The 21,111-nt window shown below is 70.5% G+C and carries 16 protein-coding genes; 3 read left to right on the forward strand and 13 right to left on the reverse strand.

Annotated features, from left to right (window positions below; genetic code table 11):
- Positions 1-11: 11 nt before the first annotated feature.
- Entirely contained in the window at positions 12-2,030 is a 2,019-nt protein-coding gene (locus EDF23_RS11630; protein ID WP_131921736.1) for a helicase HerA-like domain-containing protein, read from the reverse strand.
- Positions 2,031-2,094: 64 nt separating this feature from the next.
- Positions 2,095-3,351 (reverse strand): multidrug effflux MFS transporter, encoded by a 1,257-nt coding sequence (locus tag EDF23_RS11635; protein WP_111084464.1) that lies wholly within the window; start codon positions 3,349-3,351, stop codon positions 2,095-2,097.
- 225 nt (positions 3,352-3,576) lie between these two features.
- Here EDF23_RS11635 and EDF23_RS11640 point away from each other — a divergent pair, with 225 nt between their 5' ends.
- Positions 3,577-4,158 (forward strand): TetR/AcrR family transcriptional regulator, encoded by a 582-nt coding sequence (locus tag EDF23_RS11640; protein ID WP_165901107.1) that lies wholly within the window; start codon positions 3,577-3,579, stop codon positions 4,156-4,158.
- Positions 4,159-4,237: 79 nt separating this feature from the next.
- On the opposite strand, the gene EDF23_RS11645 is transcribed toward EDF23_RS11640, so the two are convergent.
- From EDF23_RS11645 to EDF23_RS11675, 7 genes are all read right to left on the reverse strand, one after another.
- A complete protein-coding gene (locus tag EDF23_RS11645; protein WP_165901108.1) occupies positions 4,238-4,810 on the reverse strand; it encodes a substrate-binding domain-containing protein in 573 nt (190 codons plus the stop codon).
- A gap of 31 nt (positions 4,811-4,841) precedes the next feature.
- A complete protein-coding gene (locus tag EDF23_RS11650; RefSeq protein WP_131921738.1) occupies positions 4,842-6,242 on the reverse strand; it encodes an MFS transporter in 1,401 nt (466 codons plus the stop codon).
- A 90-nt stretch (positions 6,243-6,332) separates the two neighbouring features.
- A complete protein-coding gene (locus EDF23_RS11655) occupies positions 6,333-7,478 on the reverse strand; it encodes a cystathionine gamma-synthase (RefSeq protein ID WP_131921739.1) in 1,146 nt (381 codons plus the stop codon).
- Positions 7,479-7,492: 14 nt separating this feature from the next.
- On the reverse strand, positions 7,493-8,857 hold the full coding sequence (locus EDF23_RS11660) for a cystathionine beta-synthase (protein ID WP_123938636.1): 1,365 nt from the start codon (positions 8,855-8,857) through the stop codon (positions 7,493-7,495).
- Between the two features lie 10 nt (positions 8,858-8,867).
- Entirely contained in the window at positions 8,868-10,301 is a 1,434-nt protein-coding gene (locus EDF23_RS11665) for a mechanosensitive ion channel domain-containing protein (RefSeq protein ID WP_131921740.1), read from the reverse strand.
- Positions 10,298-12,538 carry an adenylate/guanylate cyclase domain-containing protein gene (locus EDF23_RS11670; protein WP_131921741.1) on the reverse strand — a complete coding sequence of 747 codons (2,241 nt, stop codon included), beginning with the start codon at positions 12,536-12,538 and terminating at the stop codon, positions 10,298-10,300. The genes EDF23_RS11665 and EDF23_RS11670 overlap by 4 nt, the downstream gene beginning before the upstream one ends.
- Before the next feature lie 316 nt (positions 12,539-12,854).
- Positions 12,855-14,747, reverse strand: a complete 1,893-nt coding sequence (locus EDF23_RS11675) for an ABC transporter ATP-binding protein (RefSeq protein ID WP_243648901.1) — start codon at positions 14,745-14,747, stop codon at positions 12,855-12,857.
- Between the two features lie 141 nt (positions 14,748-14,888).
- On the opposite strand from EDF23_RS11675, the gene EDF23_RS11680 reads away from it, so the two are divergent.
- Together EDF23_RS11680 and EDF23_RS11685 are read left to right on the forward strand one after the other, a co-directional pair.
- The gene (locus EDF23_RS11680) at positions 14,889-16,313 is read left to right on the forward strand and encodes an amino acid permease (protein WP_123338869.1); all 1,425 of its coding nucleotides are present in this window, start codon (positions 14,889-14,891) and stop codon (positions 16,311-16,313) included.
- Positions 16,314-16,499: 186 nt separating this feature from the next.
- The gene (locus tag EDF23_RS11685) at positions 16,500-17,426 is read left to right on the forward strand and encodes a hypothetical protein (RefSeq protein WP_131879269.1); all 927 of its coding nucleotides are present in this window, start codon (positions 16,500-16,502) and stop codon (positions 17,424-17,426) included.
- A gap of 135 nt (positions 17,427-17,561) precedes the next feature.
- Here EDF23_RS11685 and rplL read toward each other — a convergent pair whose 3' ends face one another.
- From rplL to EDF23_RS11705, 4 genes are all read right to left on the reverse strand, one after another.
- Entirely contained in the window at positions 17,562-17,942 is a 381-nt protein-coding gene (gene rplL, locus EDF23_RS11690) for a 50S ribosomal protein L7/L12 (protein WP_123938632.1), read from the reverse strand.
- Positions 17,943-17,993: 51 nt separating this feature from the next.
- Entirely contained in the window at positions 17,994-18,509 is a 516-nt protein-coding gene (rplJ, locus tag EDF23_RS11695; RefSeq protein ID WP_123292121.1) for a 50S ribosomal protein L10, read from the reverse strand.
- A 280-nt stretch (positions 18,510-18,789) separates the two neighbouring features.
- The gene (locus tag EDF23_RS11700) at positions 18,790-20,301 is read right to left on the reverse strand and encodes a HAMP domain-containing sensor histidine kinase (RefSeq protein WP_131921742.1); all 1,512 of its coding nucleotides are present in this window, start codon (positions 20,299-20,301) and stop codon (positions 18,790-18,792) included.
- Positions 20,298-21,032, reverse strand: a complete 735-nt coding sequence (locus EDF23_RS11705; protein WP_197068690.1) for a response regulator transcription factor — start codon at positions 21,030-21,032, stop codon at positions 20,298-20,300. The genes EDF23_RS11700 and EDF23_RS11705 overlap by 4 nt, the downstream gene beginning before the upstream one ends.
- Between the last annotated feature and the right edge of the window lie 79 nt (positions 21,033-21,111).

Below are 21,111 nucleotides of genomic sequence, written 5' to 3' on the forward strand. Positions count from 1 at the left end.
TCTGCCGGACGTCACCGACGTCGGCGCAGCGTCGAGAAGATCCCCTGCACGACCTCCTTCGCGATCGTGCCGCCGAGCCGTGACCCGAGCAGGTCCGACAGCGGGTCGTCCGCCTTCCGTGAGGTCGTCGTCCGCGTGCTCCGCCCCGACCGGCCCGAACGCCGCGACGCCGCAGCCCGCTCGGCCTTCTCGAACTCGCGCTGCGTCCGCTCGTACTCCTTCTGCGCAGCAGCCCGCTCGCGTTCCTCCAGCTTGGCCTGCGCCGCGGCCTCCTTGGCCGCGGTCGCCGCAGCACGCGCCGCTTCCTTCTCGGCCTCGGCCGCCGCGAGGGCTGCGTCCTTCTGCGCGTCCGCCGCCGCGGCCTCGGCAGCAGCTGCCTCCATCCGACGCGCGAGCATCTCGTGCGCCGAGTCCGGGTCCACCCGGGTGCCGTACGTCGCGAGCAACGGCGATGCCTGCACCCGCGACTGCATCTCGGCGGCGGGCATCGGGTCCATCGACCCCTGCGGCGCGCGCAACCGGGTCCACGCGACCGGCGTCGGTGCGCCCTTCTCGTTCATGACGGTGACGATCGCCTCGCCGGTCGCCAGCGAGGTCAGTACCTCACCCAGGTCGTAGTCGCTCGACGGGTAGGTCGACACCGTCGCCCGGAGCGCCTTCGCGTCGTCGGGGGTGTGCGCCCGCAGCTGGTGCTGGATGCGCGACCCGAGCTGCGCCAGGACGTCGTTCGGCACGTCCTTCGGGGTCTGGGTCACGAAGAAGATCCCGACGCCCTTCGACCGGATCAACCGCACGGTCCGCACGATCTGGTCCGTGAAGTCCTTCGACGCCCCGCTGAACAGCAGGTGCGCCTCGTCGAAGAAGAACACCAGCTTCGGCTTGTCCTGGTCGCCCACCTCTGGCAGTTCGTTGAACAGGTCGGCCAAGAGCCACATCAGGAACGTCGAGAAGACCTCGGGCTGGTCCTGCACGCCCGGTACCTCGAGCAAGCTGACGATCCCCCGGCCGTCCGCCGCCGTGCGCAGGAACACCTGCGTGTCGATCTCGGGCTCGCCGAAGAACTGGTCGGCACCCTTGTCGGCGAACGTGATGAGCTCGCGCAGGATCACCCCGGCGGTCTGCTTCGACAGACCACCGAGCTCGGCGAGCTCGCCCTTGCCCTGGTCGCCCACCAGGAACGTCAGCACGCTCCGCAGGTCGGCCAGGTCGACGAGCGGCAACCCGGCCTGCTCGGCGTAGTGGAACACCAGTCCGAGCGAGGACTCCTGGGTGTCGTTCAGGCCGAGCACCTTCGACAGCAGCAACGGCCCGAACCCGGACACCGTCGCACGGATCGGCACGCCCGTGCCCTGACCACCGAGCGAGAAGAGCTCCGCCTGGCTCGCGACGCCCTGCCACTGCTGGCCGATGCCCGCGGTGCGCGCGAGCAGCTTCTCGTTCCCCTGCCCGACCACCGCGAGCCCGGACAGGTCGCCCTTGATGTCGGCCGCGAAGACCGGCACGCCGTTCGCCGCGATCTGTTCGGCGAGGACCTGCAGCGTGCGGGTCTTGCCGGTGCCGGTCGCACCGGCGACCAGCCCGTGCCGGTTCAGCATGCCGAGCGGGATGCGGACCTGGACGTCGGGCTGCGCCTCGCCGTTCACCAGGGCACCGAGTTCGAGCGCCTGCCCCTCGACGGTGTAGCCGGTGCGGATCGCGGCGACGGCGTCCGGCCCGAGCGGGGCTGCGCCACTGCCGGGAGGCGCGGTGCCGGCCGCAGGCGCGTCCGCCGGTGCCGGGACGGCCACGTCGGGAGCCGCCGTCGCGTCGTCCGGGACGGCTGCGGTGGATCCTGCGGTGGTGGGCTCTGGAGCCGGTGGGGTGGCGGAGGTGGGCTCCGCGTCGGGGGCGAGCCGGGCCTCCTGTCCGGCGAGTGCGGCGGCGAGCTCCTCGGCCCGCTGCACGGCTTCGTCGGCCAGCCGGCGTGCCTCGTCCGCTGCCTGCCTGGCGGCCTCGGCCGCTGCCCGTGCCTGCTCCACCGCGTCGCTCATGGGCACAGCCTATGGACGCGCGGGGGCCGCTGTCCGGCTGATCCGGGCAGCTGTGGAGAACCCGTCAGTGCGTGAGCTCGGGGACCGTCCGGGGCCGCACCACGAACCACAGGATCAGGATGGCCATCACCGAGGTCGAGGCCATCACGATCGCCATCGGGGTCGCGGTGGTGATGCCGAGCCAACCGACGATCGGCGAGATCAGGCCGGCGACGCCGAAGTTCAGGGCGCCGAGCAGCGACGCCGCCGTTCCGGCCTCCTTGCCGTGCGCGGCCAGGCCGATGACCTGGACGAGGGGGAACGAGAACCCACACGCCGCGATGAAGAACCACAGGGGCACGAGCACGCCCACGAGCCCCGCACCGAGCTGGTCGAGCACGATGATCGCGATCGACGCCAGGAACAGGGTCGCCGTCGAGCACGCCAGGATCCACTGCGGCCCGACGCGCTGCGCCAACCGCGCGGAGATCTGCACACCGAGGACGACGCCCACCGAGTTCACCGCGAAGAGCAGCCCGTACTGCTGGGCGTCGAGTCCGTAGACGCCCTGGAACAGGAACGGCGACGAGCTGAGGTACGAGAACAACCCGCTGAACACCATCGCCCCGATGAGCGCGACCCCCACGAAGATCCGGTCGGAGAACAGCGCCTTGTACCGCTGACCGATCGTGGAGTGGCCGGCCTCGCGGCGACGGGCCGGGGGCAGGGTCTCGACGATGAGCAGGATCGACGCGATCACCACGGCCAGGCCGTAGCAGGCGAGGAAGACGAAGATGCCGCGCCAGCTGGTGAACTGGAGCATCTGCGAGCCGATGAGCGGCGCGAGGATCGGCGCCAGCCCGTTCACCATCGCCAGGCGGGACAGCATCCGGACGAGCGGCTTGCCGCCGAACAGGTCGCGGACGGTGGCCATCGCGACGACACCGCCGGCGGCCGCGCCCATGCCCTGGAGCACGCGGAACACCGCGAGCAGCTCGATGTCGGGAGCGGTCGCCGCGCCGATCGACGCGGCGATGTGCACGGTCGTCGCGATGATGAGCGGCAGCCGGCGGCCGACCTTGTCGCTCCACGGACCGACGAGCAGCTGCCCGAACGCGAACCCGAGCGTCGTCGCCGTGAGCGTCAGCTGCACGGCGCCGTCGGTGACGCCGAACTGCTCCTTGATCGCCGGGAACGCCGGCAGGTACAGGTCGATCGTGAACGGCCCGAGCGCCGTCAGGGCGCCCAGGACGAAGACGTAGACGAGTCGCTGCCCACGGGAGAGTGAGTCTCCGGGGTGCAGGACGACCCGGAGCGAACCGGTGGTGGCGGGCGCGGTCACGAGCAGGAGTCCTTCGGCGGTGAGGGGCGGGGAGGTGATCGCGGCGTCGATCGAATCGATTCGTCCGCGGAACCATCCTACGGGCCGCAGGAGCGCTCCCGGCGCCGCTGGCACGGATTGCCCGCGTGTTGCCACCCGCCGTCCGCGTGCCGATCCCGTGCCATGCGGTACCGTCGGACTGCTCGGGGGCCTCCGGGTGAACCGGATCAGAAGGGGGTGGGCGTCATGGTGGATGCCCGGATCCTGCACACGACCGCCGCCCTGCGCGAAGCGATCCTGCGACTGGCGGCCGACCGCCCCGTCTCCGAGATCACCGTCGCGGACGTCACCCGTGCCGCCGGCATCAACCGCGCGACGTTCTACTCGCACGCGGTCTCCCCCGGATCGCTGCTCGCCGACGTGCTGACGCCGGAGCTCGACCGCATTCGGCAGGACGACGCCGACGACCGACGGGCCGCAGCCGCCCGCGGGGCCGACGCGGCCGAGCTCGCGACCATCACACGGCGGGGCATCAACGCGGTCGTCGAGCACGTGACCACCCACCGCGACATCTACGCCAAGGCACTGCCGGACCCGAACGACGCGTCACTGCACCGGCTGCTCGTGGGCCACTTCACCGAGTCGAGTGCCCTGCACATCCGCGAACTCGACACCGACCGCCGCCCGGAGCTCCTCGACGACGTGGCCGCCGGCTACGTCGCGCAGGGCTTCGTCGGGGCGATCGAAGCGTGGCTCGCCGGGCCCCGACGGTCGCGGAAGGCGCTGGTCGAGACGATCACGCTGTCGTTCCCGGCCTGGTGGAGCTGAGCTGAGCCGCCTGGTGGCGCGGCGCTGACCGGCCAGCTGGCGCGGCGCTGACCGGCCTGGTGACGCGGCTCGCCTCGGCTCACTCGGCGTCGGTCGAGTCGCCGTCGCTCGGTTCGGTCTCCGGCTTCTCGCCGCGCTGCAACGACTGCACGACCTCGACCGCGGTGGCCGCCAGGTCCGCGTCGTCCGCCGCTGCGGGCACCCGGTAGTCGGCCGACACACCGTCGCCGCCGGTACCGCTCGCCGGCAGCGGATCACCCAGGGACACCACCACGACACCGGCGTCGTGCGCGGTCTGGATCACCCCGGTGAGCGCGGACGGCCGAGCCGCGTGCACGAGCAGGGCCTTGGCGCCCTTGCGAACGAGCTGGGCGACCGCGGTCCGCTGGGACGCCGCCGCGCCGGACGCGGGTGCGACCCGGACGTCGGGACGGAACCCGGCATCGGACAGGCCGGCCCGCAGGTCCTCGCCCAGGGCCGCGTCGTCGTCGACCAGCACGACGCCGATGACGGCCTGCTTGTCGAACCCGCCGTCGGAGCTGGTCAGGTCCGTGCTCTGCACCGGCGTGGGCGCAGCGGAGGTCGTGCCCTGGCAGCCGGCCAACGCGAGGGCGGCCGTCAGGACGACGGCTGCAGCGACGATGCGCACCACGGGTGTCTCCTCTTCGGTCCGGTCTGCCACGCTACCCGGCTGCGCGGTCCGGCGACGCCGACGACACCGGCGCGGGGACGGGGCCGAGCCGCCGGACCGCGGCGATCGCCAGTGCGGCGAAGCAGATCATCGCCGCGAAGACCAGCGGGAAGGACACCGTGCCCTCGGCGCCGCCGGTCGCGGTGAACAGCAGCCCGGTGACCGCCAGGCCGATGACGCTGCCCGCGGCGTCGGCGATGGTGAGCGCCGAGCTCGCGAAGCCGTCGTCGCCCTCGCCCGAGAACCGCAGGGTGAGCATCGACGTCCGCGGGTAGATCGCCCCCATGCCCGCGCCGCCGACGAACCAGCCGGCGACGAGCACCCACCACGGCAGGTCGAGCGTCGCCACCGCGAAGGCCGCCAGCAGGCTCACCAGGACGAGCACGAGTCCGACACCGAAGGTCCGACGAGCGGTCAGGCGCTGCTCCCCCAGCCGACCGTGCGCCCAACTCGAGGCCGCCCAGCTGAGCGCGGCGACGGTCAGCGCGAGCCCCGCTGCCGATGCGGACAGGCCGTGCTTCGCCTGCAGCAGGAACGGCACGTACGCCTCGCTGCCGAAGAACGACGCCGCCACGAGCCCGCGCAGCAGCACCACCGACGGCAGTCCGGCAGCGGCGCGGAAGGTGCCGGTCGGCAGCAGCGGGCGCAGCGCGAACCACGTCCCGACCAGGCCGACCACGACCGCGGCCACCATCCCCCACGGGGTCAGGTCCGGCGCGACGTTGAGCAGCAGGATCGACACGGCCGCGGCGACCGACCACCCGATCCGGATCCGCTGCCACGGCGGCCGCAGCTCGACCGCCGGTGCCTGCAGCCGTCCGAGCGTCGGCACGAGCACGGTGAACGCACCCACGGCGATCACGAGCGCCCCCGCGAAGACCCAGTGCCAGTTCCAGGTGTCGGTGACGATGCCGGCGATCGCCGGGCCGATGAGCGCCGGGACCACCCACGCGGCCGCGAACCCGGCGAACACCGGTCCGTGCAGCTCGGCGGGGAAGATCCGGGCGACGAGCACGTACAGCACGACGTCGATCGCGCCGGCACCGAAGCCCTCGACCAGTCGACCGACGAGGAAGACCTCCATCGTCGGCGCGAGCATGACCACGGCGGTCCCGACGGCGAACAGCAGCGCGGAGACCCAGGCGACGATCCGGCCGCCCGCGCGGTCGGTCCAGTTGCCGGCGAGCACCATGCCGGGCACCCCGGCCGCGAGCGGTGCCGCGAAGGCCAGGGCGTACAGGGCCTCGCCGTCCAGGTCGCGACTGATCACCGGCATGATCGTCGTCATCGCCAGGTTCTGGAACGCCGCGACGCCCACGATGGCGACCATGCCGATCGTCGCGAGGGCGTACCGCCCGCTCAGCAGGCCCGTCCTCGTCGCCGTGGTGCTCACCCGCTCATCGTAGGGGCGAGGGGCGACACCGCCGACGTCGCGGGGCGCGGACCACGCGCGATGCGCGTCAGCGCCTGCTGCAGGTCCGCGTCAGCGCGTCAGCGCCAGCTGCAGATCCGCGATCAGGTCACCCGCGTCCTCGATGCCGACGGACAGCCGCACCACGTTCTCGGGCACCGCGAGCTCCGTGCCCTTCACCGAGGCGTGCGTCATCTCGCTCGGGTACCCGATGAGCGACTCCACTCCCCCGAGCGACTCGGCCAGCGCGAACAGCTCCGTGGACTCCGCGAAGCGCCGGGCCGCGTCCGGGCCGCCGGACAGTGCGACGGACAGCATCCCGCCGAACCCGCGCATCTGACGCGCGGCGATGTCGTGCCCCGGGTGGTCGGCGAGCCCCGGGTAGTAGACGCGCTCGATGCCCGGCGCCGCGACGAGCGCCTCGGCGACGGCCTGCGCGTTCGTGGAGTGCCGCTCCATCCGGACCGCCAGGGTCTTGATGCCGCGGGTCGTCAGGAAGGCGTCGAACGGCGACGAGATCGCACCGGCGCCGAACTGCAGGAACTGCACCTTCGCCGCGAGCTCCTGGTCGGCGAGCACGACGGCCCCACCGACGACGTCGGAGTGGCCACCCAGGTACTTCGTCGTCGAGTACACGACGACGTCGGCACCGAGCGACAGCGGCTGCTGCAGGTACGGCGACGCGAAGGTGTTGTCCACGACGACGAGTGCACCGGCCTCGTGCCCGAGGGTCGCGAGTCCGGCGATGTCGGCGATCTTCATGAGCGGGTTGGTCGGCGTCTCGACCCAGAGCACGGTGTCCTCGGGGGCGCCCTGCAGCGCGGCCCGGACCTGGTCGAGCTCGCTCATGTCGACGACGACGAGCTCGACGCCCCACGGCACGTGCAGTCGGCTGACCAGACGGTGGGTCCCGCCGTAGACGTCGTTCCCCATCACGACGCGGGCCCCGGGACGGAGCGCCGCCCGGAGCAGGGCGTCCTCGGCGGCGAGACCGGACGCGAACGAGTACGCGGCCACGCCGCCGTCCAGGTCGGCGAGCAGCGTCTGCAGGGAGTCGCGCGTCGGGTTGCCGGCGCGGGAGTACTCGTAGCCGTTCCGCATCCCGCCGATGCCGTCCTGCACGTAGGTGGACGTCAGGTGGATCGGCGGGATGACGGCGCCGGTGGGGCCGTCGGGCTCCTGGCCGGCGTGGACGGCGCGGGTGCTGAACTCGGTCATGCTGGCTGCGTTCCTTACTCGGAGAGGTAGGTCAGGAGGTCGTGGCGGGTCAGGACCGTGACCGGCTTGCCGTCCTCGACGACGAGCAGGGCGTCCACCGTCTCGAGGGCTCGACGCGCTGCGGACACGGACTCGCCCACGCCGATCAACGGGAGTGGTTCGCCCACGAAACCGGTCAGGGCGTCCGTCATCTTCGCGGCACCGGTGAAGACCTGTTCGAGCAGGTCCTTCTCGGCGACGGCCCCGATGACCTCGCCGATGACGACCGGCGGTTCCGCGCTGAGCACGGGCATCTGGGACACCCCGTACTTGGTCATGATGTCGACGACCTCGCGCACGGTGTCCGCCGGGTGCGCGTGCACCAGGTCGGGCAGACGGCCGTCCTTGCCGGCGATGAGCGACCCGACGGTGCGCGCCTCGTCGGTCTCGGCGAAGCCGTACGAGCGCATCCACCGGTCGTTGAAGATCTTGCCGAGGTAGCCGCGACCGCCGTCGGGCAGCAGCACCACGACGACGTCGTCCTCGGTCAGGTCGCGGGCGGCCCGCAGCGCTGCGACGACCGCCATCCCGCTGGACCCGCCCACGAGCAGGCCCTCTTCCCGCGCCAGGCGGCGGGTCATCGCGAACGAGTCGGCGTCCGACACCGCGATGATCTCGTCCGGCACCTCGGGGTCGTACGCGGTCGGCCAGAAGTCCTCGCCCACACCCTCGACCAGGTACGGCCGGCCGGTGCCGCCGGAGTAGACCGAGCCCTCGGGGTCGGCCCCCACGATGCGGACACGGCCGTCGGATGCCTCTTTCAGGAAGCGCCCGGTGCCCGAGATGGTGCCACCCGTCCCGACACCCGCGACGAAGTGGGTGATCTGCTGCTCGGTGTCGCGCCAGATCTCCGGACCGGTGGTCTCGTAGTGGCTGCGCGGCCCGTTCGGGTTGGCGTACTGGTTCGGCTTGTAGGCGCCCGGGATCTCGCGGACGAGCCGGTCGGACACCGAGTAGTACGACTCCGGGTGTTCCGGCGGCACCGCGGTCGGCGTGACGACGATCTCGGCGCCGTACGCGGTCAGGACGTTGCGCTTGTCCTCGCCGACCTTGTCCGGCAGCACGAACACGCACCGGTAGCCGCGCTGCTGGGCGACGAGGGCCAGCCCGACGCCGGTGTTGCCCGAGGTGGGTTCGACGATCGTCCCGCCGGGTCGCAGGTCACCGGAGGCCTCGGCCGCGTCGATGATCCGCGTGGCGATGCGGTCCTTCGACGACCCACCGGGGTTGAGGTACTCGACCTTCACCAGGACGGTCGCGCGCACCCCCTCGGTGACGCGGTTGAGCTTGACGAGCGGGGTGTCGCCGACGAGGTCGACCACGGAGTTCGCGTAACGCACGGGCTCGAGTCTAGGACGCCGTCACCGCGTTCTGCTGGGATGCGACGTGCGCGGACACCGCTGCGGACACCTCGGCGCGTCGACGGTCGATCACGTCGCCCATGTCGCGCGCCAGCGCCGGGGTGGACCGGACGATCTGGTCGAGCGCCGTGGCGGGGATGACCAGCACCGAGACCTCGGTGAGCGCCGTGGCGGTCGTGAGCAGCGCCTCCCGGGTCAACGCCGTCTGTCCGACGTAGTCGCCAGCCTCGACGCGGGTCGCCGGCAACTCGGCGTCCTCGAACGGGACCCGGAGGTCCACGCTGCCGGACAGGACGAACCGGACCGAGTCCGGCACGGTCCCCACCCGGTGGATGACCTCGCCGGCGGCGTACCGCTCCAGGCGCACCACCGGGGCGAGTGCGACGCTGTCGTCCCCGCTCAGGTACAGCGTCGCGGCGATGGCCGCGAGCGCCTCGTCGCGGCGGGCGTCCGTCACGAAGTCGTCGGTGGTGTCGCCGTCGAGCCCGAGTCCGGCGCGACGAGCGGCGTACCAGAGCCACATCCGGAACTGGGCGAGCGCGTCGGCCTCCTGGGACGGGCCGCGCACCTGGAACGACACCGCGTACGCCGCGCCGCCCGCCGGCACCGCCGTCGGTCGCGTCCCGGTGTACAGCTGCGGGAGACCGCTGGCGACCCGCTCGAGCAGGGCGACCACGGCGGCGGGTGGATCGTCCGTCGTGAACGTGACGTCGGTCGACACCGGGAACGTGCCACCGGTGCGGCTGAGGTTCGTGAACGACGCCCCGGCCAACGATCCGATCGGGGTGATCAGGATGCCCTCGCCGGTGTCGACGTGCACCGATCGCCAGTTGACCTCGACCACCCGGCCACGCGTGCCGCCGATGTCGAGCCAGTCGCCGAGTCGGAACGGCTGCTCGAACAGCAGGAACAGGCCGGCGACGATGGGCCCGACGGCGGTCTGCAACGCGAGGGCGATCACGAACGACCCGACCCCGAGCGCCGTAAAGATGCCGCCGATGTCGGTCCCCCACACGATGCGGAACACCACCGCGAGGCCGATCGCCACCAGGATGACGCGGGCGATGTCGACGAAGATCGACGGGATCTTCTCGCGCCAGGTGCCCTTCCGGGCGTTCGTGAACATCAGGATGTTCAGCCCGTTCAGCACGAAGACGATCAGCAGGAAGCCGAGCACGGTCGCGATGACCTGGCTGACCACCGGCCGGCCCGGATCGACCGCGTCGGTCACCTGCACCGACAGGACCAGGATCGCGATGACCGGGACGACGGCGTTGCGCAGCAGCGCGACGACCTTCGACATCGGGTTGTGCCGACGCTCGAGGCTCGACTGCACCTCGGTCAGCAGGAGCAGCAGGAGCGGCAACCCGACGATCACGCTGATCGACGGCCAGAACCACGCCTGCTCCCAGAAGGCGATCACGACGCCACCCGCTCGAGCTTCCAGACCTTCTGCGGTCCGGTCTGGGTCTGCACCGTCGCGACGTCCTGCACGCCACTGCGGTCACCGAGCTTGTCGATCACCCGCTGCGTCGCGTACACCCCGGGCGCGGGCGCGATGCCCTGGACCCGGTACGCCAGGCTGACGGCATCGCCCCACATGTCGTAGACGATGCTGGAACGACCGACCAGACCGCTCGTCACCTGGCCGGTGTCGATGCCCGCGCGCAGCCCGACCTTCGAACCGTGCTGGGCGTTGAACCGCTCGAGCGCACCCTGTGCTTCCTCCGCCCAGTCGACCACCCGCCGGACGTTGTCGACGCGGGGCACGCTCAGACCGCAGCTGGCCAGGTACCCGCTGCGCGTCGTGCGCACCCGCTCGATGCCGTGCCGACCAGCGGCCTCGTCGAGGGACCGCCACAAGTCGTTGAGCAGCGACAGCGACTCCTCCGCCGTCAGGCCGGCGGCGAAGTCGTCGTACCCGATGATGTCCGCGTAGACCACCGCGACGTCCTGGTGGTCCGAGGCGATCGTCTCGTCGCCCTGCTTGTACCGCCGGGCTACCTCCTCCGGCATGAGCGTCAGGAGCAGGGTGTCGTTCTGCCGCCGCTGCTCGTCGAGCAGGTCCTGCTTCACCTGCAGGCTCCGGCTCATGTCGTTGAAGGCGAGCCCGAGGTCACCGATCTCGTCACCGGCCTTCGTCTTCACCTCGACGCCGAGATCGCCGCTGCTGACCCGGTTCACCGCGGTCTGCAGTCGGCGGATGGGGCGGACGAAGACCTGCGCCAGCAGCAGCGACAGCAGGCTCACCAGGACGATGATGGCGACCAGGGACAACCCGATGTTCCGGGCGAAGTCGTTCACCGGCGCGAAGGCCTCGGAGGTGTCCATCTGCGCCACGACCACCCAGCGCAGGCCGTCCACCTCGAGCGGCGCGTACGCGGACAACACCTCCTTGCCCCGGTAGTCGTTCGAGATCACCGTGCCCGACTTGCCCTGCAGTGCCCGGCTGACCGGGGTGGTGTTGACCTCCTGCAGGAGCACCGACCCCTTCACGGCGATCTGTCGCGCGGCCGTGCCGGGTGCGGTCCCCGCGGCGATCACGTCGCGCTGGTACTGCTTCGGGTGCTCGAGCAGCTGGCGCGGGTAGGACCTCATCAGGTGGTCCGCCCCCACCAGGTACGACTCCCCCGTGTCGCCGAGCCCGTCGTCGGCCCAGTCCTGGTTGCCCGTCATGACCTGGTTGATGAGGTCCACCGGCACCTGCACGGCCATCATGCCGATGATCTTGCCGTCGTCGGCCACCGGGGACATCACCCACAGCGTCGGGACGTTCAGGCTCGGTGCGTACCGGGCGAAGTCGGTCACCACGAAGTCGTCCGCACTGGTCAGCTGCAGCGCCTCCTCGTACCCGCTCGCCAGGTTCGAGTCCCGGTACGGGCCGTCCTGCAGGTTGGAACCGAGGTCCGCCCCGGAATAGGTCGAGTACGTCACGTCGCCGTCGGTGTCCATGAGGAGCAGGTCCTCGTAACCGGCGGACTCGACCGCCTGGCGGAAGTACGGCTGGTACTCGGCGTGCGCCTCGGACCACTTGCTGCCGTCACCGGCGTCGTCGAGTTGCGCGGCCTTGTCGTAGTCGTCGAAGGGCGCCGTGTACCGGGCCTGCAGGTACGCCTGCGGATCGGTCGTCGGCGCGAACTGGTCCGGGTTCGCCGAGCCGCCACTCCGCGCGTCGAGCTGCGGGACGAAGGTGTCCGCGTACCAGGCGTCGACCTTCGTGTGGTCGGCTTCGGACACCGGACGGTCACGCAGGTCGTCCCACCCGGCCGAGAACGCCTTCGTCGCGCCGATCACGCTCTCGTTGCGGGTCTGCGCGACGACCGTCTGGGTGAACTGGTCGAACGACCGCTTCAGCTCGGTGATCCGGGCCTCGCGCAGCGACGTCACCTGGTTGAGCGCTGCGTTCTCGAGCGAGGCACGACCGTTCAGGTAGCCGACGACGCCGACCACCAGCGCCGCGATGATGCTCACGGCGAGCAGCATCACCAGGAGCTTCGACTGGATGTCGAGTGAGCCGCTCGTCAGGAACGCCCGGAGCTTGCCCTTCCTGCGCGGTGCGTCCTCGACGACGCGAGGACCGCCCGTCTGCGAGTCCGTCGCCGGGGGGATCGGGTCGGGACCGGGGCTGCTGGTGTCGGACGTCGGTGGGACTGCAGTCACTTCGAACTCCGCTCAGGAGGGCAGGGTGCGCGCGTGCGCGTCAACCACAGGTACCACGCGAGCAACACTCGTGTCAGGTATCCGACGTTCGTTGCGGCTTCGTGACCTCGGTGGTCGCGTTCGCGACACCTGTCGCGGGGCGGGCTGGAGACGGCGGGCTGGAGACGCGGGCTGGAGACGCGGGCGGTCGGACGGGAGGCGCGCTGCGGCCCGGTCACGGGCCTCCCGTCCGCCGTCGGGTCACCTGTCCGTTCCGCGCACGCGCCGCGCACGCTGGCACCGGTCGGTCTGTGCGCGCCGGCGCCGGCCGGCCGGCTCAGCGCTCGACGGTGTCTGCCGGGGTGTTCTGCTGCCGGTGCAGGAGCGCGTAGGTGCCGTCGAGCGCGAGGAGTTCGTCGTGCGTGCCCTGCTCGACGATCCGCCCGTGGTCGAGCACGAAGATGACGTCGGCGTCCCGGATCGTCGACAGCCGGTGCGCGATCGAGATGGTGGTGCGCCCCGCGGCGGCGGTGTCGAGCGCAGTCTGCACCACGCGCTCCGAGATCGAGTCGAGCGCGCTCGTGGCCTCGTCGAGCACGAGCACGGGAGGGTCCTTCAGGAGCACCCGCGCGATCGCGATCCGCTGCTTCTCGCCGCCGGACAGTCGGTACCCACGTTCCCCCACGACCGTGTCGTAGCCGTCCGGGAACGAGGCGATCGTGTCGTGGATGTTCGCCGCGCGTGCCGCCCGTTCGACCTCGTCGTCGGTCGCGTCCGGCTTGGCGTAGCGCAGGTTGTCGCCGATCGTCGCGTGGAACAGGTAGGTCTCCTGGCTGACGATCCCCACGTGGCGCATGAGGTCCTCGTGCACGAGGTCGCGGACGTCCTGTCCGGCGAACCGCACGGAACCCTCGGTCGCCTCGTACAAGCGCGGTACCAGGTACGACACGGTGGTCTTGCCCGCACCAGACGGACCGACGAAGGCGGCGAACTGCCCGGGTCGGAGGTCGAACGAGACCCCGCGGAGCGTCGGCTTGTCGGCCTCGCCGTCCGGGTACGTGAACGTCACGTCGTCGAACGCGACGTGACCGACCATGGTGTCGTCGACGGGCTTCGCCGTGGGCGAGTCGGTGATCGCGGGCTTCAGGTCGAAGTACTCGAAGATGCGAGCGAACAGCGCTCCGGAGGTCTGCAGGTCGAGCACCACCCGGAGCAGTCCGACCGTCGGGAACAGCAAGCGCGACTGCACCGTCGTGAACGCGACGATGGTGCCGGCGGTGATCGGGACGTCGCCGATGATCAGCCAGGCTGCGACGAGGTAGATGATCGCCGGGATGATCGACAGGAAGATCTGCACGATCGCGAAGAACCACTGCCCGGACATCTGCTGGCGGACCTGCAACTGGATCTGGTTGCGGTTCTCGTCCCCGTAGCGGCGGGTCTCACTGCGCTGCTGGTTGAAGCTCTTGGCCAGCAGGATGCCGGAGACGCTCAGTGCCTCTTGCGTGATCGCCGTCATGTCGGACAGCGACTCCTGCGTCTGCCCGGCGATGCGGGCACGGACCTGCCCGACCCGACGCTGCGCGATGACGAGCAACGGGAGCAGCACGACCGCGACCAGGGTCATCTGCCAGCTCAGCAGCAGCATGGCGACGATGGCGGCGATGACCGTGACGGTGTTGCCGAGCACCGACGAGATCGTGTTGTTCAGCACGCTCGCGACGCCGCCGACGTCGTTCTGCAGGCGGGACTGGATGACACCGGTCTTCGTGCGGGTGAAGAACGCGAGTTCCATGCGCTGCAGGTGCCCGAACAGGCGCATCCGCATGGCGCCCATGACCTTGTTGCCGACCGTCGCCGTCAGGTAGGTCTGCCAGACGCCCACCCCGGCGCTCGCGATCCAGAGGAACACCATCGCCGACACGAGCTCGACCAGCACCGGGACGTCGGGGCTGCCGGAGGGTGGGAACAGGCCCCGGTCGAACGCCTGCTGCGTCAACAGCGGCGGGATCACCGAGATCGCCGCGCCGATCAGGACGAGGACGACCGTCAGGACGATCGACCGCCGGTGCGGGACGAACAGCCCGGCGATCCGCTTCACCAGGTGCGGGATCTTCGGCGCTTCGGCGTTGGCGGCCTTCTGCGCACGGAAGTCACCGCTGGAGATCCGGCCGCCGCCGCGCGGACCACCGCCACCGCCGCCCCCGCGCATCCCGCCGCCCATGCTCATGCAGCAACCGTATCCCCGCGGTCGGACATCGGCGCGTGCTCGACGACCGCCGTTCCGCAGTGCAGTCCGACGGCCGTATTTGACCCCGTTCAGGGGGCGTGCGAGCATGTGCCGTCCCCACCCCCGCACCACCGAGGTCCCATGACGTCCGCGCCGTCCCGTCCCACGTCCCTCCGCCAGCAGCTCGCCCGCCGCAAGCCGATCGAGCAACTGCAGTCCGAGGCGGCCGTCGGCGTCAACGGCGAACCGCTCCGCCGGTCACTCGGTGTCTGGCACCTGACGATGATCAGCGTCGGCGCGACCCTCGGGACCGGCATCCTCGTGGTGCTCGGCACGGCCGTGCCGCTCGCGGGTCCCGCCGTGTGGATCTCCTTCGTCGTCGCCGGGATCGCGGCCCTGCTCTCGGCACTGTCCTACGCCGAGATGGCCGGAGCCGTCCCGACCTCGGGGTCGAGCTACTCGTACACCTACGCCACCATGGGCGAGGGCATCGCGTGGGTCTGCGGATGGTGCCTCGTCCTCGAGTACGCCGTCTCGGTGGCCGCGGTCGCGGTCGGCGCGAGCGAGTACGTGGACGAGACCCTGCGCGTGTTCGGGTTGCACCTGCCGACAGCACTGTCCGCGCCTCCGGGCGACGGCGGCGTCGTGAACCTGCCGGCGGCCGTCCTGGTCCTGCTCGCCACCGTCGTCCTGATCCCCGGTGCCCGGGAGAGCGCCTGGGTGAACACCGTCATGGTCGTCGTGAAGATCGCACTGCTCGTGTTCTTCGTGGTCGTCGCCTTCACGGCCTTCCAGGCGCAGAACTTCGAGCCGCTCGCGCCGATGGGTGCCGCCGGGGTGACCGCCGCCGCGTCCAGGCTCTTCTTCTCGTACATCGGTTTCGACGCCGCCTCCACCGCCGGCGAAGAGGCGAAGAACCCCCGCCGCGACCTCCCCCGGGCGATCATCGGTTCGATCGCGCTCATCACGGCGCTCTACATCCTCGTCGCCATCGCCGCGATCGGTGCCCGTTCGTGGACGGACTTCTCGTCGTCCGAGGCCTCGCTCGTCCGCATCGTGGTCGACGTCACGGGTCAGCCGCTCGTCGCGCTGGTGTTCTCGATCGGCGCGGTGATCGCGATCGCGAGCGTGGTGCTGACCGTGCTCTACGGCCAGACCCGGATCCTGCTCACCATGGCCCGCGACGGCCTCGTCCCGAAGGTCTTCGGTCGGGTCTCCCGGCGCACCGGCACCCCCATCGCGAACACGTTGATCATCGGCATCGCGGTCACGATCGTCGCCGCCCTGGTCCCCCTGGGCGAGCTCGCCGACGCCACCAGCATCGGCACCCTCGTCGCGTTCGCGCTCGTCAACGTGTCGGTCATCGTGCTCCGTCGCTCGCAGCCCGACCTCGAGCGCTCGTACCGCGTGCCGCTGTTCCCCGTCGTGCCGATCCTCGGTGCCCTGAGCTGCGTGCTCCTGGCGGTGTTCCTCGGCGCAACGACGTGGATCGCCTTCGGTATCTGGATGGTCGTCGGCGCCGTGCTCTACCTGGCCTACGGCCGCCGTCACAGCACCTTGCGCTGACCCGCGCCGCCCGCCGGCGACTTCGCGGGCCCAGCGACAGTTCACGCGTCCCACTGCCCGTGAGACGTCGCTGAGCCCGTGAACTCGATGCTGACTCATTCCTCCACAGGGACGGTGCCGGGGCTCCAGGTCCACAGGTGTCCGACGGGCCGACACGGCACGGACCGCCTCGACGATCATCACGGCATGAACGAGAGCACCCACCGGCCACGCCTGCTCCGGGCGACAGCACTGGATCCGGCGAACGCAAGACTCCTGCAACGCAAGCATGCGTCGGGCACACTCGTCCGCCTGCTCGCTGGCGTGTACATCCCAGCGGACGAATGGGAGGCCCTCAGCCCTGTCGGCCAGCACCTCGCTCGCGCACGGGCGATCGCTCCACGGCTCCGAGTCGGGTCGGTGTTCTCGCACGTCACCGCCGCATTGATGCACGGGTGGCCGCTGGTCGGGACCGCTCCAGATCGCGTCCACGTCATCGACCCGGCGGTCCCGTCGATCCAGCACCGAGCAGGTCTCGTCCGGCACCCCTGGCCAGGGCCGCCCCTGAACGACTCGGTCGCCTTCGACGGTGTGCCGGTCACCGCCGCACTCGACACCGCGCTCGCGCTCATCACCTCGAGTGCACCCCACACCGCAGCGGTCGCCGTCGATGCGGCAGTCCGGCAGGGAGCGATCGCTCGCGACGACCTCCGCCGGTCTGTCCCGATCCGTCCAGCGCGCGGATCCGTGCGTGCGGAGACCGTGCTCGCTGCGTTGGACGCTCGACACGAGTCGGTCGGCGAGTCGTTCGCCGCGATCCGGTTCGTCCAGCTCGGACTCCCGCCGTGCGAGCCACAGGCCGAGTTCCGACACCGAGACGGCACCGTCGACCGCGTCGACTTCTGGTTCCCGACGTTGGGCGTGATCGTCGAGTTCGACGGGCGACAGAAGTACGTCGACCCGTCCATGCTGCGGGGGCGCGATCCTGCGGACGTGCTCTGGGCCGAGAAACGACGTGAAGACCGGCTCCGTGCGCTCCCCATCGTCCGCGCCGTCATCCGCGTCACCTGGTGGCACCTGGTCGAGCCCGATCGCCTCCGCGCGCTCTTCCGCTCGCACGGCATATCTTTCTGAGCAGTGCGATCTCACGCGCTGTGCGACACCTCACGCCACCGGCGACCCGCGAACTGTCGCTCAGCGCGAAAGGTCGCGCACGACGAAGGCCGCCACCCCGAGGGGCAGCGGCCTTCGTGAACCGAACGGTCGAGACTACGCGAGCTCGATCGTGGCGCCAGCGGCCTCGAGGGTCGCCTTCGCCTTCTCGGCGGTCTCCTTGTTCGCACCCTCGAGGATCTTGGCGTCGGCGGTCTCGACGAGCGCCTTGGCCTCGCCGAGGCCGAGCGACGTCAGGCCACGGACCTCCTTGATGACCTGGATCTTCTTGTCACCAGCGGACTTGAGGATGACGTCGAACTCGGTCTTCTCCTCAGCGGCCTCGGCCGGGGCAGCGGCGGCCGGCGCGGCAGCAGCGGCCGGGGCAGCAGCGGTGACCTCGAAGACCTCTTCGAACTTCTTCACGAAGTCCGAGAGCTCGATGAGCGTGAGCTCCTTGAAGGCCTCGATGAGCTCGTCCTGCGAAAGCTTCGCCATGATTTTCTCCTACTACTCAGTAATACGTGTGGTTGTGGAACGCGAGCCTGATCAGGCCGCGGACTCCTGCTTCTCGCGAAGGGCGTCCACGGTGCGGACGGCCTGCGAGAGGGGGGCCTGGAACAGGTACGCAGCACCGAACAGCGAGGCCTTGAAGGCGCCGGCGAGCTTGCCGAGCAGAACTTCACGGGACTCGAGGTCGGCGAGCTTGTCCACCTCGGTCGCGGTGAGCGGGTTACCGTCGAAGTAACCGCCCTTCACCACGAGCTCGGGGTTCGCCTTGGCGAATGCACGCAGCGACTTCGCGACGGCGACGGTGTCACCGTGGACGAAGGCGAGAGCGGACGGACCGGCGAGTTCCTCGTCGAACGAGGAGATGCCGGCGTTGTTCGCCGCGATCTTGGTCAGCGTGTTCTTCACCACGGCGTACGTGGCGTGCTCACGGATCGAGTTGCGGAGCTCCTTGAGCTGCGCGACCGTGAGACCGCGGTACTCGGTGAGCAGAACGGCGTTCGAGCTACGGAAGGACTCCGTGAGCTCGGCGACCGCAGCTTCCTTGTTCGCCATGGTTCTCCTTGGGGTTTCTTGCCGGTAGCCCCAGGTCCACGAACGAAAAAAGCTCCGGCGCAGAGGCTCGGAGCTGCTCTCACCAGATGGTGGGAGTGGTTCGGAACACCTGCGCGGGATGCCTCACGAGTGAGGACCTTCGGTCACGATGTTCACAACCACGTTGCGAGCAGCACGACATCCGGCGGTCTTTGGCTTCGAGAACAGTAGCAGATGCCGTGGACGAGACCAAACACCGGTCTGGAGGCGCGGTGCGGGCCCGCCCCGCGCCTCCCCAGCGTCAGTGGGTCGCGTCCACCGCAGCGGGCGTCCCCGACCAGTCCGCGGACACCGCAGCAGCGGCCGACGCGGCCGACTCCGACTCCGACGCGGCCGACGGATCCACCGGCAGGTGCACCGTGAACACGGTGTCGCCCGGCACGCTCGCCACCTCGACGCTGCCGCCGTGCGCCTGCACGACCGCGTCCACGATCGCGAGCCCGAGCCCGGTCGACCCCACGGTGCGCGACCGGGAGCTGTCGGCACGGGCGAACCGCTCGAACAGCTTCGGCAGGAACTCCGGGTCGATGCCCTGGCCGGTGTCCCGCACGGTCAGGTCCACGCCGGGGGCGGACGGCGACGGCGCGAGACCCACGGTGATGCGGGTGCCCTCTGGTGTGTGGGTCCTGGCGTTGGTGACGAGGTTCACGATCACCTGGTGCAGGCGCGCGGCGTCCCCCACGACCACGACGGGTGAGGACGGCACGTCGATCTCGATGACGTGCTCCGGCGATGCTGCGTGGGCGTCGTTGACGGCGTCGAGCACGAGGCCGGTCAGGTCGACCTCGTCGAACTGGATCTCGCGCCCCTCGTCGAGGCGGGCGAGGAGCAGCAGGTCCTCGACCATCGACGTCATCCGGATCGACTCGGACTCGATGCGGCTCATGGCGTAGACGACGTCCTTCGGCAGGTCACCGCCCATCCGACGGGTGAGCTCGGCGTACCCACGCACCGAGGCGAGTGGGGTGCGGAGCTCGTGCGAGGCGTCCGCGACGAACTGCCGGACCTTCTGCTCGGAGCGTTCCCGGGCCTGCATCGCACTGCCGATGTGCCCGAGCATCCGGTTGAAGGCGCTGCCGACCCGGCCCACCTCGGTGCGGGGGTCGGTGTCGGGCACGCGGACGCCGTCCAGGGCGTCACTGCGGTCGAGGGGCATCCGGGCCACGGTCGAGGCGGTCTCGGCGACGCGCTCGAGCGGGCGCAGCGAACGCCGGACCACGACGGCGGCGACGATCGACGCGGCGAGCAGCGCGGTGCCGACGACGATGACGACCACCCAGAACAGCGACCAGACGCTGGCGTAGACCGGGGCCATCGGCAGTCCGACGACCAGGACGGCGGGACCGACGGTGACGGCGGTGAGCCGGTAGCGCCCGATGTCCGAACCGAGGTCGACCGTCTCCGGGTCGCCGCCCACGCGCACCTGGCCGAGGGCCGAGGCACTCGACTGCGTGATGGAGCTCGGTCGCCCGTAGTCGTCGAGGACGTTCGCGATGACGACCTGCCCGTCCACGAAGTAGGCGGTCAGGGTCCCCGCGGCCTGCCCCGACGGACGGGACAGGTCGATGCTCGGCTGCCCGCTCTGGTTCTGCTCGAGGTAGCGCTGCGCACGGTGGGTGGCGCTGGTGATCTGCTTGTCGATCGCACCGGTCTGGATCGAGGAGAGCGCGATGATGCTCACCGCCCCGATCACCGCGCTGACGGCGACGACGAGGGCGACGATGCTCAGGACGAGCCGACGCCGGAGGGTCACGAGGTGGGCTTGATGACGTACCCGACGCCGCGCACCGTGTGGATCATCGGGGTCTCACCGGCGTCGATCTTCTTGCGCAGGTAGGAGATGTAGATCTCGACGACCGAGGACTTGCCGCCGAAGTCGTACGACCACACGCGGTCCAGGATCTGCGCCTTCGACAGCACGCGACGGGGGTTGCGCATCAGGAAGCGGAGGAGCTCGAACTCGGTGGCGGTCAGCTCGATCGGCCGGCCGGCACGGTGCACCTCGTACGACTCCTCGTCGAGCACCAGGTCGCCGACGACGATGCGGGAGTCGCCGGCCTCGGAGATCGAGATCTGCGAGCGGCGGATGAGGCCCCGGAGTCGCGCCACGACCTCTTCGAGGGAGAACGGCTTGGTGACGTAGTCGTCGCCACCGGCGGTGAGCCCGGTCACGCGGTCCTCGACCGAGTCCTTCGCGGTGAGGAACAGCACCGGGGTGTCGTCGTTGTTCTGCCGCAGCCGGCTGAGCACCTGCAGGCCGTCGAGGTCCGGCATCATCACGTCGAGCACCATCGCGTCGGGCTTGAACTCCCGCGCCGTCGTCAGGGCGTCCTGCCCGCCGTTCGCGCTCTTGACGTCCCAGCCCTCGTAGCGGAGCGCCATGGACAACAGGTCGGTGAGGCTGGCTTCGTCGTCGACGACCAGGATGCGCAACGGGGTTCCGTCGGCACGCGTGAGGCGCGGGGCTGCTGCAGGCTGGGAGATGGTCACGTCTTCGAGTATCGAGGATTTCCTATGAGCTGTCTGTGGACCGCCCCTCCGCGCTCTGTGGATCGCTCCGAGG

This window comes from Curtobacterium sp. PhB128 (genome assembly GCF_004340725.1).
In the GTDB taxonomy this organism is placed as follows: Bacteria; Actinomycetota; Actinomycetes; order Actinomycetales; family Microbacteriaceae; genus Curtobacterium.

What these genes read in the sequence shown, in the direction of transcription:
- rplJ (WP_123292121.1), bottom strand. Translation starts at nt 18,509, where the DNA reads ATGGCGAACAAGGAAGCTGCGGTCGCCGAGCTCACGGAGTCCTTCCGT.
- EDF23_RS11675 (WP_243648901.1), bottom strand. Translation starts at nt 14,747, where the DNA reads ATGAGCATGGGCGGCGGGATGCGCGGGGGCGGCGGTGGCGGTGGTCCG.
- EDF23_RS11680 (WP_123338869.1), top strand. Translation starts at nt 14,889, where the DNA reads ATGACGTCCGCGCCGTCCCGTCCCACGTCCCTCCGCCAGCAGCTCGCC.
- rplL (WP_123938632.1), bottom strand. Translation starts at nt 17,942, where the DNA reads ATGGCGAAGCTTTCGCAGGACGAGCTCATCGAGGCCTTCAAGGAGCTC.
- EDF23_RS11640 (WP_165901107.1), top strand. Translation starts at nt 3,577, where the DNA reads ATGGTGGATGCCCGGATCCTGCACACGACCGCCGCCCTGCGCGAAGCG.
- EDF23_RS11685 (WP_131879269.1), top strand. Translation starts at nt 16,500, where the DNA reads ATGAACGAGAGCACCCACCGGCCACGCCTGCTCCGGGCGACAGCACTG.
- EDF23_RS11630 (WP_131921736.1), bottom strand. Translation starts at nt 2,030, where the DNA reads ATGAGCGACGCGGTGGAGCAGGCACGGGCAGCGGCCGAGGCCGCCAGG.
- EDF23_RS11655 (WP_131921739.1), bottom strand. Translation starts at nt 7,478, where the DNA reads ATGACCGAGTTCAGCACCCGCGCCGTCCACGCCGGCCAGGAGCCCGAC.